General features: G+C 64.3%; 12 protein-coding genes. 8 read left to right on the top strand and 4 right to left on the bottom strand.

The annotated features are described in order from the left end of the window. Positions 1-217: hypothetical protein (locus tag H146_RS21930; protein WP_026352038.1), on the top strand; the 217-nt coding region annotated here is incomplete at its 5' end. A 304-nt stretch (positions 218-521) separates the two neighbouring features. Beyond that, complete coding sequence (locus H146_RS0115375) at positions 522-2042, top strand: C69 family dipeptidase (protein ID WP_156826850.1); 1521 nt, start codon at positions 522-524, stop codon at positions 2040-2042. A 47-nt stretch (positions 2043-2089) separates the two neighbouring features. On the opposite strand, the gene H146_RS19575 is transcribed toward H146_RS0115375, so the two are convergent. Further along, positions 2090-2545 (bottom strand): GNAT family acetyltransferase, encoded by a 456-nt coding sequence (locus H146_RS19575; RefSeq protein WP_051091034.1) that lies wholly within the window; start codon positions 2543-2545, stop codon positions 2090-2092. 42 nt (positions 2546-2587) lie between these two features. Here H146_RS19575 and H146_RS20350 point away from each other — a divergent pair, with 42 nt between their 5' ends. The 4 genes from H146_RS20350 (at position 2588) to modC (ending at position 5736) form a co-directional block, all read left to right on the top strand. Continuing rightward, positions 2588-2992 carry a winged helix-turn-helix domain-containing protein gene (locus tag H146_RS20350; protein WP_019952775.1) on the top strand — a complete coding sequence of 135 codons (405 nt, stop codon included), beginning with the start codon at positions 2588-2590 and terminating at the stop codon, positions 2990-2992. Between the two features lie 142 nt (positions 2993-3134). Continuing rightward, positions 3135-3920 (top strand): molybdate ABC transporter substrate-binding protein, encoded by a 786-nt coding sequence (gene modA, locus H146_RS0115360; protein ID WP_019952774.1) that lies wholly within the window; start codon positions 3135-3137, stop codon positions 3918-3920. A gap of 29 nt (positions 3921-3949) precedes the next feature. Continuing rightward, entirely contained in the window at positions 3950-4651 is a 702-nt protein-coding gene (gene modB, locus H146_RS0115355; protein ID WP_019952773.1) for a molybdate ABC transporter permease subunit, read from the top strand. An 11-nt stretch (positions 4652-4662) separates the two neighbouring features. Further along, positions 4663-5736 (top strand): molybdenum ABC transporter ATP-binding protein, encoded by a 1074-nt coding sequence (gene modC, locus H146_RS0115350; RefSeq protein WP_019952772.1) that lies wholly within the window; start codon positions 4663-4665, stop codon positions 5734-5736. A 93-nt stretch (positions 5737-5829) separates the two neighbouring features. Here modC and H146_RS20345 read toward each other — a convergent pair whose 3' ends face one another. Continuing rightward, positions 5830-7452, bottom strand: a complete 1623-nt coding sequence (locus H146_RS20345) for a GGDEF domain-containing protein (protein ID WP_019952771.1) — start codon at positions 7450-7452, stop codon at positions 5830-5832. A gap of 311 nt (positions 7453-7763) precedes the next feature. Between H146_RS20345 and H146_RS0115340 the strand changes: the two genes are divergently transcribed. After that, positions 7764-8894, top strand: coding sequence for a purine-nucleoside phosphorylase (locus tag H146_RS0115340; RefSeq protein ID WP_019952770.1), 1131 nt, complete (start codon positions 7764-7766; stop codon positions 8892-8894). 4 nt (positions 8895-8898) lie between these two features. Here the strand turns inward: H146_RS0115340 and H146_RS0115335 are convergent, their stop codons facing one another. Then, on the bottom strand, positions 8899-10827 hold the full coding sequence (locus H146_RS0115335) for a metallophosphoesterase family protein (protein WP_019952769.1): 1929 nt from the start codon (positions 10825-10827) through the stop codon (positions 8899-8901). A gap of 157 nt (positions 10828-10984) precedes the next feature. On the opposite strand from H146_RS0115335, the gene H146_RS0115330 reads away from it, so the two are divergent. Then, positions 10985-11563 carry a histidine phosphatase family protein gene (locus H146_RS0115330; protein WP_245558761.1) on the top strand — a complete coding sequence of 193 codons (579 nt, stop codon included), beginning with the start codon at positions 10985-10987 and terminating at the stop codon, positions 11561-11563. On the opposite strand, the gene cra is transcribed toward H146_RS0115330, so the two are convergent. Then, positions 11555-12577, bottom strand: a complete 1023-nt coding sequence (gene cra / locus H146_RS0115325; protein WP_019952767.1) for a catabolite repressor/activator — start codon at positions 12575-12577, stop codon at positions 11555-11557. The two genes, H146_RS0115330 and cra, sit on opposite strands and share 9 nt — an antisense overlap. Positions 12578-12837: the final 260 nt, after the last annotated feature.

Raw genomic sequence — 12837 nt, 5'->3', positions numbered from 1 at the left:
CAAACAGTGGAAGAAGCCGAGTCGGCTGCATCGAAGGCTTAAACAGCTGGGCTACCGCCCGCCGTTCAAGTTTATCAAGATGCAAAGCTGGCGTAACGCGGCGTCGCCGCTGGCTCATCTGGCGATATCCAATGCCTACCTGCATGACGATCTGAGGTTGCTGGACTTAACCCAGGTCAAAACGGGCATCACTGTCCCCGAGTTCGGGGTAAGTTAATGGCATGAGCCGTATACGTGGCCCGTATGTACGGTTCTGTGAGAGGGATGAGGCGGTAACGCCTCACCCTACTCGATGCTTTGGAAGGGAATTCGGCGTAAAGGCTGTGCCGATGCCTTCCGGTACGATGCACTATTTACCCGCGCGATCGTTCTGATCTGCACTATTGAAGCGCCACCATTGTTGAAGCGCCGACATTTCCTCATCGGAATGGAACCGGTCTATATAGTATTATATCTTTTGATGAAAATAATTCTCCACGAAAACAAGAGGTAATGGAATGAAGGTTAGGCACGGGAAGCTAATGGCGTTGACGGCTTGCGCTGCGCTGATGACTGCACCACCGGCACTGGCCAGTTACGCCTTTTATGTCGGCGGTGAGTTGACGGAGAGTGGCCATCCCATGCTGGGCGGTACGGGTGAAGAGGTCTCGAGTCACTGGCTCGAAATCGTACCGGCCCGCGATCATGCCGAGGGTGATGCCATAAGCGTTGGTGTTACCGACAACGCTTCGATCCCCGGCGAGTTGATTGAAATTCCACAGGTGGCCCATACCTTTCGCTATCTGACCATGAACTATTCCGACTTCGAGGGGTTCCCCGCACCGCTGACCAATGGTGGGGTCAATGAGCACCATGTCGCAGTGCGTGACGTTTGGGCGACCAATCGCGATGAATTGATCGCCATGACACCCGAGCCACAAATCGGCGTTCAGTACAGTGATCTGGCTCGTCTGGTCATGGAGCGTTCAAAAACTGCGCGGGCAGGGGTCGAGCTTATCGGTGAACTGATCGAGCAGTATGGCTACGCCACCTATGGTGGTAACACACATCTGATCGCTGATCCCAACGAAGCCTGGGTGGTATGGGAGTTTGCCGGTGGGCAGGGGCTCTGGGCCGCCGAGCGACTCGATAACGACGAAGTTCGCGTCCTTTATCCGGGCTACATAGAGGACTTTCCGCTGGACTACGCCGACCGCGCCGATTTCATGGGCGCCGACAATCTGATCGATTTTGCCGTGGAACAGGGCTGGTTCGATCCTGACAGCGGTGATGCGTTCAATGTCTTCGAGGTGTATGGGCCGCAGAGGGAAGATGCCAGAGCCCGCACCGGGGGCTATAAATACATGACCCAGGCGCAGCTTGAAGAAGCCACTCGCGAGATGGCTCCCGTTAGCGAGCGCGACCTGATGACAAGAGTGCGCGATCCGCGTATCACCGACGACTCGGCAGGCTATGGTCAGGTCACGACGCTCGATGGCAGTGTCGATTCCGATCTTGTCCGAATCTGGGTGGCGCCCACTGGTTCCGTGGCCGCACCCTTTCTCCCCTGGTGGTTGGGCGTTGAAGAAGTTCCGATGTCTTACGGGCAGCATCGTTATCTTACCGATGGTGCTTCTGCCAGCTTCCTGAATCCCGATTATCAGCAGCAGGAGGCCTCCGATTTCGCGGGACGGCGGTTCAAGCAGGTAATGTACTGGATGTGTGCCGATCCCGGACGTTATCTACCGCAGGTCACACCTCTACTCGAAGGTTTCGAGCAGCAGAGCATGGATGATATGTCCTGGCTGGAGACCTCTGCCCAAACGCTGATAGCGCAGGGCGAACGGGCGCAGGCCAGAGAGCTGTTGACGCACTACGCCACGGGCCGTGCCGAGGATGCCATGGCGCTGGGCGCTACTCTTACCGACTGGCTTGAGGCCTCGGCTCGGCTGACCGGTCAACTCCAGACGCCACGGAATGGAAGCGTCAATCTGCAGAGCGGTAGCGTGGTTACCTGCCTTGAAAACTTCGATCCTGATCGCCCCGCTGCGGCTCAGCAGTAGGGCCAGTATAGCGTCTTCGCTATAAGCCGCTCATCCGGGCGGCTTTTTCATTCGTCGCGGATTAGACGCTTGCCCAGCGTCACCGTTTCGCTGTCGCTGAAGCCCAACTGGTGATAGTAGCGCTCCAGTGACGGCTGACCCTGGCGTACCATCAGCATCAGTTTGGGGCAGCCGCGCTCGATCAGCAGCGTCTCGGCGCGTTCGACCAGCGCCCGGCCGTAGCCTCTGCCGCGCCACTGCGTGTCCACGGCAAGATAATAGAGCCAGCCGCGATGGCCGTCGTAGCCCACCATCGCCGAGGCGATCGGCCGGTCGAGTTCGTCGGCACCGATCAGCAAGAGGGCAGGGTCCTCACTGAGCTTGCGTTCGATGTCGCGTACCGGGTCGTTCCAGGGGCGGGTCAGTTCGCAGCGCTGCCAGAGCGCGATGACGGCGTCGCGCTCCTCGCGGCGAAAGGGTGAATGTGCAAAAAACGGTCTCCTCGGTCGAAAGGCAGTCGCCAGCGCGACGATGACGGCTTATGGTGGCGGTCACAGGAGGCAAGAATGCCATTGCAGGATGACAGTGAACATCGCAACAGCCCCGCGACGCGCCAGGGCCCATCCGACCCCGAAGTCAAGCTGCGGCTCGTGGTGGGCAGTGGCGTGCTGATCGGCCCCGGCCGCATCGCGCTGCTGGAGGCGATCCGCGAGTGCGGAGCGATCGCCGCCGCCGCGCGCCGCACCGGTATCAGCTACCGCAAGACGCGCACCCTGATCGATGAGCTCAACATCGCCTTCGACCGCCCGGTGGTCCACTCCAGCCGTGGTGGCGCCGAACACGGCGGTGCCCATTTGACCCCGCTGGGCGAACGTCTGATCGCGCGCTACCGGGCGCTGGAACACGATACCGCCGCGCGCGCCACCGAGCAGTTCAGCCGCCACAGCCTGGGGCTGGATGACGACGATTGAGTGCGTGCCGGGCTCGTTCCCGCGAACGGGAAATTCCTGAAGGGGGCGCGACAGTGCAAAAATGATGGGCTATTCTCCCGATGTGCATTTAAAAGCACATCGAAAAGAGAACGTCATTCAAGCTGTCAAGGGGAACGTCATCATGTTCAAGCCGCTGGCCACCGGCCTTTTCGCCGCTCTACTGCTCTCGCCGCTGTGCCTGGCAAGCCAGGCCCGGGCTGCCGACAGCGTCGACGTTTACGCTGCCGCTTCGCTGACCGATGTGATGAACGCGCTGGTCGAGCAGTATGAGGAAAATCACGACGTCGATCTGGTGCCGGTCTATGCCAGCTCCTCGACGCTGGCGCGTCAGATCGGCGAGGGGGCACCTGCTGATGTCTATCTTTCGGCCAACGTCAAGTGGATGGACTGGCTGCAGGATCAGGGCGGTGTGGTGGTCAGTCAGCGCCATAACCTGCTGCGTAACCGGCTGGCGCTGATCGCTCCCGATGATACCGACATTCCATCCTTCACCCCCGACGCCGAGCATCCGCTGGTGGACTATCTCGAGGATGGAGAGCGCGTGTCGGTAGGAGATCCGGCTCACGTGCCGGCCGGTATCTACGCCAAACAGGCGTTCGAATCCACCGGTCAGTGGCAGACGCTGGAGCCCCGCCTGGCGCGTGGCAGCGACGTGCGCGCGGCGCTGGCGCTGGTCGAGCGTGGCGAGACGCCGCTGGGCGTGGTCTATGCTACCGATGCGCAGGCCAGCGATGGTGTTAAACAGCTTGGCCTCTTCCCCGCCGACAGCCACGACCCGATCATCTATCCGGCGGCCCTGATCGGTGAGCATCCCGGCGACGCGGCAGGTGCCTTCCTTGACTGGCTGAGCAGTGACGCGGCCCGCGAGACTTTCGAGCAGTACGGCTTTGAAATGGCCAACGACTGATTCGGCGGGCGGTTCAACAAGGAGTGAGCGTGCTGACCGAGCTGGAACAGCAGGCATTATGGATCAGTTTGCAGGTGGCCGGCAGCGCGCTGGCGATCATTGTCGTCCCCGGCATCCTGGTCGCCTGGCTGCTGGCGCGGCATGAGTTTCCCGGCAAGGCGCTGCTCGATGGCATCGTGCATCTGCCGCTGGTACTGCCGCCGGTCGTGGTAGGCTATCTGCTGCTGGTGGTGATGGGCCGGCGCGGCGTGATCGGTAGCTGGCTTCTGGAGACTTTCGGCATCTCGCTGCCCTTCACCTGGCAGGGCGCGGCACTGGCCGGCGGCGTAATGGCTTTTCCGCTGCTGGTGCGTGCCGTGCGGCTGTCGCTGGAGGCGGTCGATCCGAAGCTTGAGGCGGCGGCACGCACCCTGGGAGCGACGCGCCTGCGGGTCTTTATCACCATTACCCTGCCACTGGCGCTACCCGGGGTGATTACCGGGGGCGTGCTGGCCTTCGCCCGCGCGCTCTCCGAATTTGGCGCCACCATCACTTTCGCCTCCAACATTCCCGGCGAGACCCGCACGTTGCCGCTGGCACTCTACTCGACCATTCAGACCCCCGGCATGGAGGGCGCCGCGGCGCGGCTGTGTGCGATTTCGGTGGCGGTGGCGATGGCCTCGCTGGTGGTCTCCGAGTGGCTGGCGCGGCGTACCCGCAGGCGTATGGCGGGGCGTGATACAGGTCTTTAGAAGAGGGCGCCATGCTGGAACTGCGAATCGACCACCGCCAGGGCGACTTCCATCTGGATGTCGATATCCGCGCCCCCGAGCAGGGGGTCACGGCGCTGTTTGGCCACTCAGGCAGCGGCAAGACCAGCCTGCTGCGCATGCTGGCCGGCCTCGATCGTCCCGATGACGGCCATATCAGGCTCGGCGAGCGCACCTATGTCGATACCCGGCAGCGGCTTTTCGTGCCGCCTCATCGCCGGCGTCTGGGCGTGGTGTTTCAGGAGGCGCGGCTGTTCCCCCACTACCGGGTACGCGGCAATCTCACCTACGCCCGACGCCTTACCGGCGGCGAGGCGTTTGATCGAGTAGTGTCGCTGCTGGGTATCGAACCCCTGCTGGCGCGCATGCCCGATGCGCTCTCCGGCGGTGAGGCACGGCGCGTGGCGATCGGCCGGGCACTGCTGGCCGAGCCCGATATGCTGCTGCTCGATGAGCCGCTGACCGGCCTCGACGGCGCGCGCAAGCGTGAGCTGCTCGACTATATCCTGCGCCTGACCCGCGAAATCGAACTGCCGATTCTGTTCATCAGCCATGACACCCAGGAGTTGATGGCGATCGCCGAGCGGCTGGTGCTGCTCGACAGTGGCAGGGTCGTGGCCGACGGCGAACTGGATGAGCTATTGGGGCGCGCCGAGCTGGCCCCCTGGCTGGGCGGCTTCGAAGCCAGCACGCCGATCAGCGCCAGGGTGGAGGCGCACGACGAGCGCTACCACGCGACACGGTTGGCGCTCGATGACGGTCAGCTGATGACCCTGCCGCGAATCGATCATGCGCCGGGTGAAAGGGTGCGGCTGCGCATTCGCCGCCGCGACGTGGCGCTGGCCCGCGAGATGCCGTCGCAAAGCAGCTTTCGCAACCGCCTGCGCGCCACCGTCGAGCAGCTCGATGACGGCGAGCCGGGCATGGTCGAAGTCAGCCTGCGGCTGGCGGGGCAGCGGCTTCTGTCACGGATTACGCTGGAAGCGAGCGAAGCCCTGGCGCTGTCGCCGGGCGATGACGTCATCGCCCTGATTCGCAGCGCCAGCCTCGCCGGCAGTGCCGGCTGAGCGGATCGGCTGCTTCGCGAAAGCATTGATGCGCCGATATCACGCATTGCCTGTCGCGGCGGCGGTGTACGGGCTGCGCTGCACACTGCGCGGCTATTGATGCTCGGTGCCGTGCAGATCGAATAGTGCATCGATAGCGGCAGTGCTGCTGCTGGCGTTGACGCCGCCCACCGCATCGCGACCGCTTTTCTTGATCTCGTAGAGCGCCTCGTCGGCCTGCTTGAGCAGCGCTTCGCCGGAGAGCGGTTCGTCCGGGTGCGAGACCGCAATGCCCGCGCTGATGGTCACGTAGCGGTGGGTCGGCGAGCGTTCGTGGGGCATGCACTGTGCCTTGATGGCGGTGCACAGCCCGCAGGCGATCTCCAGCGCCTGGTGTTCATCAAAATCGGGCAGCACGATGACGAACTCCTCGCCACCGATGCGGGCGATTAGATCGGAGTCGCGCTGGAAGATATCGCGCAGGGTAGCGGCGATCATCTTCAGGCACTCGTCGCCCTCGGGATGGCCGTAGCAGTCGTTGTAGAGCTTGAAGTGGTCGACATCGATCATGATCAGCGCCACCGGACGATCCAGTCGGTGGGTCAGCGACAGGGTGCGCGGCAGCTGGCGGTCCAGCAGCCGGCGGTTGCTCAGCCCGGTCAGGGCGTCGCGCTGACTGAGCGCCTTGAGATGGGCGTTGCGCTCGTCGAGGGTGTGGATCAGATGCTGAAATTCCCGCGCCATCACCCCCAGTTCGTCGTCACGCCCCTGTAGCCAGGCGGGCGGTGCCTCGAGATGCTCGCCAATGTTGTCACGCAGGCGGCGAGCGTAGTCGGAAAGCCGGGTAATGGGGCGCAGGATTACGGTGCGAAACAGGATCAGCATGGCGAGCAGCGTCGTCAGCAGTAGCGCGCCTACCGCCAGCAGGCTCATGTAGAGGGTGGTCAGCGTGCCGCCAAGGTCGCTGCGCGAGACGGATGCCGTCAGCTCGACCGTCCTGCCCGGGACAACGCCTTGACGCAGCAGCCGGGCGCGCAGCCATCTGCTGCTGACCGGCACGATCTGCGCCGCGCTATTCTGCGTGATCACGGCGTCGCTGCTGTCCAGACTCATAATGAAGGCCTGACGGCTTGCCTCGCCGATGCGCCAGCGTTTCGGGATGAAGCGCAGGGCGTGTACCCGACCGAGCATTTCACTGCGGGTACCTGCCTGCACCGGGTAGCTGGCCAGCATGAAAAACGTCCGATCATTCAGGCCGCCCATGCCACTCTGGTTGAGGGGGTTGAAGATTGTCTCTCCGGCACGCCGGGTGAGCAGCGAGGGCAGTCCATTAAGCAGCCATCGGCAATCCTCGAGTCGCGCGTCACAGCGCTGCCAATCATCGCTGCCGGGGAGGTGTCCGTCGGCCATCACCAGCGCGCCGCGGCGGTCGGTCACAAGCCACAGGTCGACATCGTCGTGAGCGACCATCGCCGGTGCGCCGGCGCCGCCGAGCAGGCTGCGGATGCTGTTGCTGCCAGCCAGGAGATGCGCCAGCTCGTCAAGTTCCGCGATATCCCGGTCAAACTGCTGGTTCACCCGGTAGACCGAGATCAGCGCGCTCTGACGCTCCTGGTCCTGCAGCCAGGGCACCAGGATGGTGTAGAGGGCGTAGCCCATGAATACCATCACCAGCAGCAGCATGGTGAGTGTGATCCGCAGAAATCGCTGTTGCAGTGAGCCTGGTTTGAGAAGCATGGGGCTGCCAGTCCTTTAAGCGCCGTCGACTTGCATGCCGCCCCCGGGAGGCGCTTGCGTCGCGGCCATGACTGTTACACCGGACAGTGAGATGGCACTGTTCCGTGCGGGGCGAGCCGCCGGTATACACTGGTTTGCCGAAACAGCCAGCGGCATGTATACGATGTTGGTCTTAACGGCAATTCAGGTTTTTTCTTTATTATGTGTTATCAAATGGCAGGCTATCTACCATTGTCGGAGTGCCGATCGGCCGACCCGGCATCGCGAATATGAGAAGATGGCAGCGCGATGCGATGATGACCGGAGGGCGCATGAATCACGCTTACTATCTGAAAGCGGCCCTGCTGGCTATAGCCCTGGCGCCGGGGGCAACCGTTGCCGAAGAGGGGCCTCCCCCTGCTGAGGGCGGCGAAAGCCCGGGCGAAGGCGCCCCCCGCCATGTCAGGGCGCTGGTGATCACTACCTTCGGGCCCGAGCGCAGCGCCTGGCGCGAGCGGTTGGCGCCGGACAGCGCCATCGAGGTACCGGGGCTGCACGGCAGCTACCCCGAGGTGCTGTGCAATGAAGACGATATCTGTCTGTTCACCACCGGCCGCGGCTATGCCAACGCCGCCACCTCGATGGCGATACTGGCCTTTTCGCCGCGCTTTGACTTCTCCGACAGCTGGTTTCTGGTCAGCGGTGTGGCCGGCGTCGACCCCCACTACGCAACCCTCGGTTCGCCCACCTGGCCGCGCTATCTGATTGACTTCGGCATTCAGTGGGAGCTCGACGCCCGCGATATTCCCGCCGAGTGGACCACCGGCTATCTGAGCATCAACACCTATTCGCCGACCCAGAGTCCGCATCAGGAATACGGCACCGAGTACTACCATCTCGACGATGCGCTGGTGGATCGCGCCGTAGCGCTATCGCAAGGCGTCGAACTGGCCGACAGCGACGCTGCGGCGGTCTACCGCAACCACTACACCACAGCGCCGGCCAATCAGCCGCCGGCCGTGGTGCAGTGCGACAGCGTTTCCAGCGATACCTGGTGGTACGGCAACCGACTCGCCGACCGGGCCGAGCAGCTTGCCGAACAGCTCTCCGACGGCGCCGCCAGGCTGTGCAGCGCCCAGCAGGAGGACAACGCCATTGTCACCGCTCTCAAGCGCGCCGACGAGGCGGGGCGGCTCAGCCGTGAGCGTACTGCGGTGCTCAACGTCGGGGCGAGCTTCTATCGCCCCTATGAAGGCCTGAGCGATGCCGACGGACTGACCGGCTATGCCCGCCAGGGAGGCTACCGACCGGCGCTGACCAACATGGTGCGCGCCGGTTATCCGCTTGTGGAGGCGATTGCCGGCGACTGGTCGGCCTGGCGACAGGGGTTGCCACCCGCTGACCGGCAGGAGGAAGCGCGCCAGGCCGAAGGTCCGCAGGCGGAGCAGGGCGGCAGCGGTTGAGCGCCTATTCGTCGCGTTCGAATCTGACGTCCCGGTCGTCGCCGCCGAGCTGGACGATATCGATCGGCCGCCCCTCGGCGTCGAGGTCGACCAGCCCCATGCCGGAGAGATTGACCAGCCGCTCGCCGGGCGAGCGGCTGTCCGGCTGGCGCGGTTTGATGCGCATGTGACGGCGCTTGGTGAGCAGGTTGAGCGGCGACCAGGCGGCGAACAGCCAGCGGTTGAGGCGGTCGAAGGTGTCCAGCAGGCGGTCGGGAAACTGATTGCGAATGCCGCTGCTGGTGATCTGCCAGATCTGCGGGCCGTCCCTGCGGCCCGGCTCGCGCAGGCGCACGTCATAGGCGAAGCTGTAGTGCACGTCTCCGGACAGTACCACGAAACGCCGCGGCGTCTTGCGGTGGTGAAAGATGTTGAGCATCACATAGGCCGCGCCGCGGTGGGCCATCCAGTTTTCGGCATCGACCAATAGCGGCCGGTTGAGCCACACGAACACCCGCTGCACGGTCTCGATCAGCTTGACGCCGAACACCGGCGCCGCCGATACCATGATGACCGATTCGCGGTCCATCAGTGCCTGCTGTAGTTCGGTCAGCGCCTCCCAGTCCATCAGTCCGGAGGGCTTGTGCAGCCCGCGTTCGCTGCGCCAGCGCCGGGTGCGGGTGTCGAGCACCAGCATGGCGGGTTCGGTGGGCAAACTGTAGTGCCAGCGCTCGAAGCGTTCCAGAGTGGTGATCAACTGGTCCTGCTGCTCGGCGTCGGGCGTGTGCAGGTAGGCTTCCAGCCGGGCCATCACTTCGCCGTCGAAGGCCTGCGGGCGGTTGCCCCAGCCCTGACAGAGCAGATAGCCGATCAGGGCGTTGCCCAGAATGCGCCGCGAGAAGGGGTGTTCGTGGGCGGCGCGCTCCCACTCGGCGGTGAGGTTCCAGTCATCGGTGACGTCGTGGTCATCAAAGATCATCCAGCTCGGCAGGTGCGCCAGCACCCGTGCCACTGCCGGCAGTTCGGCGACGAAGTCGTCGATGACGCGCTGCTCATGGCGATAGCGCTCTGTCAGCTCGTCGTCAAGTTCGGGGGTGTCGCGCTCGAACAGGCGCCAGGGTCGCGGTGACCACACCAACAGGTACATGGCGAGGATCTCGGCCAGCGTGATCAGATGATTGTCGGCCCCGGCAGCGGTAAAGATGGGCTTCTCCTTGCCGCCGAAGAAGTAGCGCCGCAGCGCGCGGTTGTCGGCGGTGAAGGGCAGTAATTCGCCGCGCCGGTATAGCCGCGGGTCGCTCTCCAGTTCGCTACTGTCGGCGATGCTGGCCTCCTCGAAGCGCTCGCCGGGCAGGCCCAGATGGCGGCTCAGATTGCGAATCGCCAACAGCATGGGGCCGGCGACGTCGTCGGCGTAGATCTGATCGCCGGTCATCATCAAAAGCGACGGCCACTGTTCGGGACTGTCACGGCGCTCGGCGAGCCAGCGATCGAGCCGTGCCAGGCCGTCGGCGCCGTCGAAATGCGGCTTGCGACAGGAGCCGTGTACCAGTCTCGACAGGTTCATGGCGTGGCGCACCCGCAGATACTGCTCGCCGTCATAGAGCAGTTCCGGTGCCCAGCCTGCCACGCCCTGCCAGTCGCTATCGATGGCGATCTGCAGGTCATAGTCGAACACCTCGCCCTCCTCGAGGGCCGGCGACAGGGCGACATCGATCAGGTGCAGATGAGCGCGCTCGCCCAGCGGCAGCCGACGACACTGCGGGGCGTCATCGAGTTCGATGACCTGCTCGCCACCGTGGCGCAGCAGGCACAGCCGTAGCCGCAGCGGCGCTTCGGCGACCAGCCACAGGGTCATGCGCTCTGCCAGCAGTGAGCGCAGCAGGGGGCCGGCCAGTACGTCGCCGGCAGGGACTTCGGACGCGGCGTGGGGGCGGGAAGCGTTGTGATTCACGACGGCGGGGCACTCCGGAATCAAATGGATGGTCCGTTACTGTAGGACAGCGTGCTTTGATATGTCGCTGAAGCCAACGGGACGACCGCTGGATCGCCCACTATGATGGATTCGTGAAGAGACAGAAACAGGATGAGGGGCGCCACGCTTGAAGATTGTGCTGATGCGCCATGGCGCTTCACAGGAGGAGGTGGGAGGGCGCATGGCAGCGGCGGATTTTCGCGGCTGGGTAGCGCGCTACCGACTGGCCGGTATCACCGGCGATTCGCGCTGCGAGCGGGCGGCCACGATCGCCCGCGAATGTGCAGTGGTGGCCTGCAGCGACCTGCCGCGCTCGCTGGAGTCGGCGGCGCGGCTGGAGGCGCACAACGTGGTGGTCAGCGACAACCTGCTGCGCGAGATCGATCTGCCTCATGGCAGCGGCCGCTGGCCCACGCCGGCGCTGCCCATATCGGTATGGCTGATCACCTTTCGCCTGCTGTGGCTGTTCGGCTACCACGGCCACGCTGAAAGCCGCCACGAGGTGCGTATCCGTATTCGCCACGCCGCCGACCGGTTGGTTGCGCTGGCCCGCGATCACCACTCGGTACTCTTTGTCGGCCACGCGCTGTTCAATCAGCTGCTGGCCCGCGAACTGCTGGCCCGCGGCTGGCTGGGGCCGCGCCGTCCCGGCAGCAGCCACTGGCAGTATGGGGTCTATGCCTGGCAGGCAGTGGAAACCACGGCGTCAGACTAGCGGCGCGCCGGCTGGTCTGTGGCGTATGATCAACTGGCGCGGCACCTCCACGCGACCCGGCTGCGCCTGCCCGGCAATGGCTTCGAGGGTGTGATGCAGCACCCGTTCGGCGATACGCTCGTGGTTTTGCTGCATGGCGTTGATGCCCAGCGGCAGAAAGTCGAGCAGCCGGTCGTTGCCGAAGGTCGCCAGCTTGGGGCCGCTGTCGATCAGTTGATTCATCGAAAAGTGCTGCAGCAGCACGTCCAGCGCGCCGTCGAGCAGGGTGCGTGACGCGCTGACCAGGGCCTGCGGCAGGCCGTGGCGGGCGAGATGTTGCGCCATCAGCGCTGCTCCCGAATCGCGCTCGTAGTGCTCGCCGCACAGTTTGTAGGCCATCGGCTGAGAAGCGGTGGCAGCCACCGCCGCCTCGAAGCCGGCGCGCCGCTCGAGGGTATTGCCCAGCGTGGCCACCGCATCCAGCCACAGGACATGGCGGGTGTCGTCGTCCACGACCGAGGCGGTCAGCCTGCTGGCGGTAACACGGTTTTCGCTGATGATGCTGCGAATGCAGCGCTCGTCCAGTGCACGGTCGACGGCCACCACCGGCAGACCTTCGTCAATCAATCGCGGGTAGAGCGGGTCGTCGGCAGGCAGCGCTGAGGCGACGATCAGGGCGTCGCAGCGGCGCGCCTGGAGTGTGGCGGCCAGCTCCCGTTCGGTGTCGCGGTCATCGCCGGAGCTGGCAATCAGCAGTTGATAACCGGCCCGCCGCGCGCCCTGTTCGATCAGCTTGGCGAGGCGCGCATAGCTGGTGTTCTCCAGGTCCGGGAGGATAAAGCCCAGCGTTCGGGTCACGCCGCTGCGCAGCGCCGCGGCGCGCGCATCGACCTGATAGCCGTGGCTTTCAACCACCGCCATGACGCGTGCCACGGTAGCGTCGCTGATGCGCCGCTGGCGTGATTTGCCGTTGATGACGTAGCTTGCGGTGGTGCGCGACACGCCCGCCAGTCGCGCTATCTCTGCCAGTGTCATGGCCTTCCTGTTCCCATCCATGTAGATTCGGCGTATCCCCGGCCCGGGCGACCCCGACGCGCTCTGCAATGAGTGCTTTCAATGCGACCAAATGTCAATGCCGAGCCGCTTGATTCGCCGGCAGAAAACTTACAGCATTGCCGTATAGAAGGTGACACGATTCAGCTGCCCTGTCATTGAGGCTCCGCTCCCATGAATGGCGACCGGGACGACGGGGATGCTGCCAGCCGTTCGCTGCGTCGTGGCTCGCTGACCTCGAA

This window comes from Kushneria aurantia DSM 21353 (assembly GCF_000382245.1).
GTDB classification, from domain to species: Bacteria; Pseudomonadota; Gammaproteobacteria; order Pseudomonadales; family Halomonadaceae; genus Kushneria; species Kushneria aurantia.
Note: the sequence above shows the minus strand (reverse complement) of the source record. Positions and strands in the feature narration are given on the sequence as shown.

Bases quoted from the DNA above. Each gene is read 5' to 3' on its own strand.
- H146_RS0115375 (WP_156826850.1), top strand. From the start codon at position 522: ATGGCGTTGACGGCTTGCGCTGCGCTGATGACTGCACCACCGGCACTG.
- H146_RS20350 (WP_019952775.1), top strand. From the start codon at position 2,588: ATGCCATTGCAGGATGACAGTGAACATCGCAACAGCCCCGCGACGCGC.
- modA (WP_019952774.1), top strand. From the start codon at position 3,135: ATGTTCAAGCCGCTGGCCACCGGCCTTTTCGCCGCTCTACTGCTCTCG.
- modC (WP_019952772.1), top strand. From the start codon at position 4,663: ATGCTGGAACTGCGAATCGACCACCGCCAGGGCGACTTCCATCTGGAT.
- H146_RS20345 (WP_019952771.1), bottom strand. From the start codon at position 7,452: ATGCTTCTCAAACCAGGCTCACTGCAACAGCGATTTCTGCGGATCACA.
- H146_RS0115340 (WP_019952770.1), top strand. From the start codon at position 7,764: ATGAATCACGCTTACTATCTGAAAGCGGCCCTGCTGGCTATAGCCCTG.
- cra (WP_019952767.1), bottom strand. From the start codon at position 12,577: ATGACACTGGCAGAGATAGCGCGACTGGCGGGCGTGTCGCGCACCACC.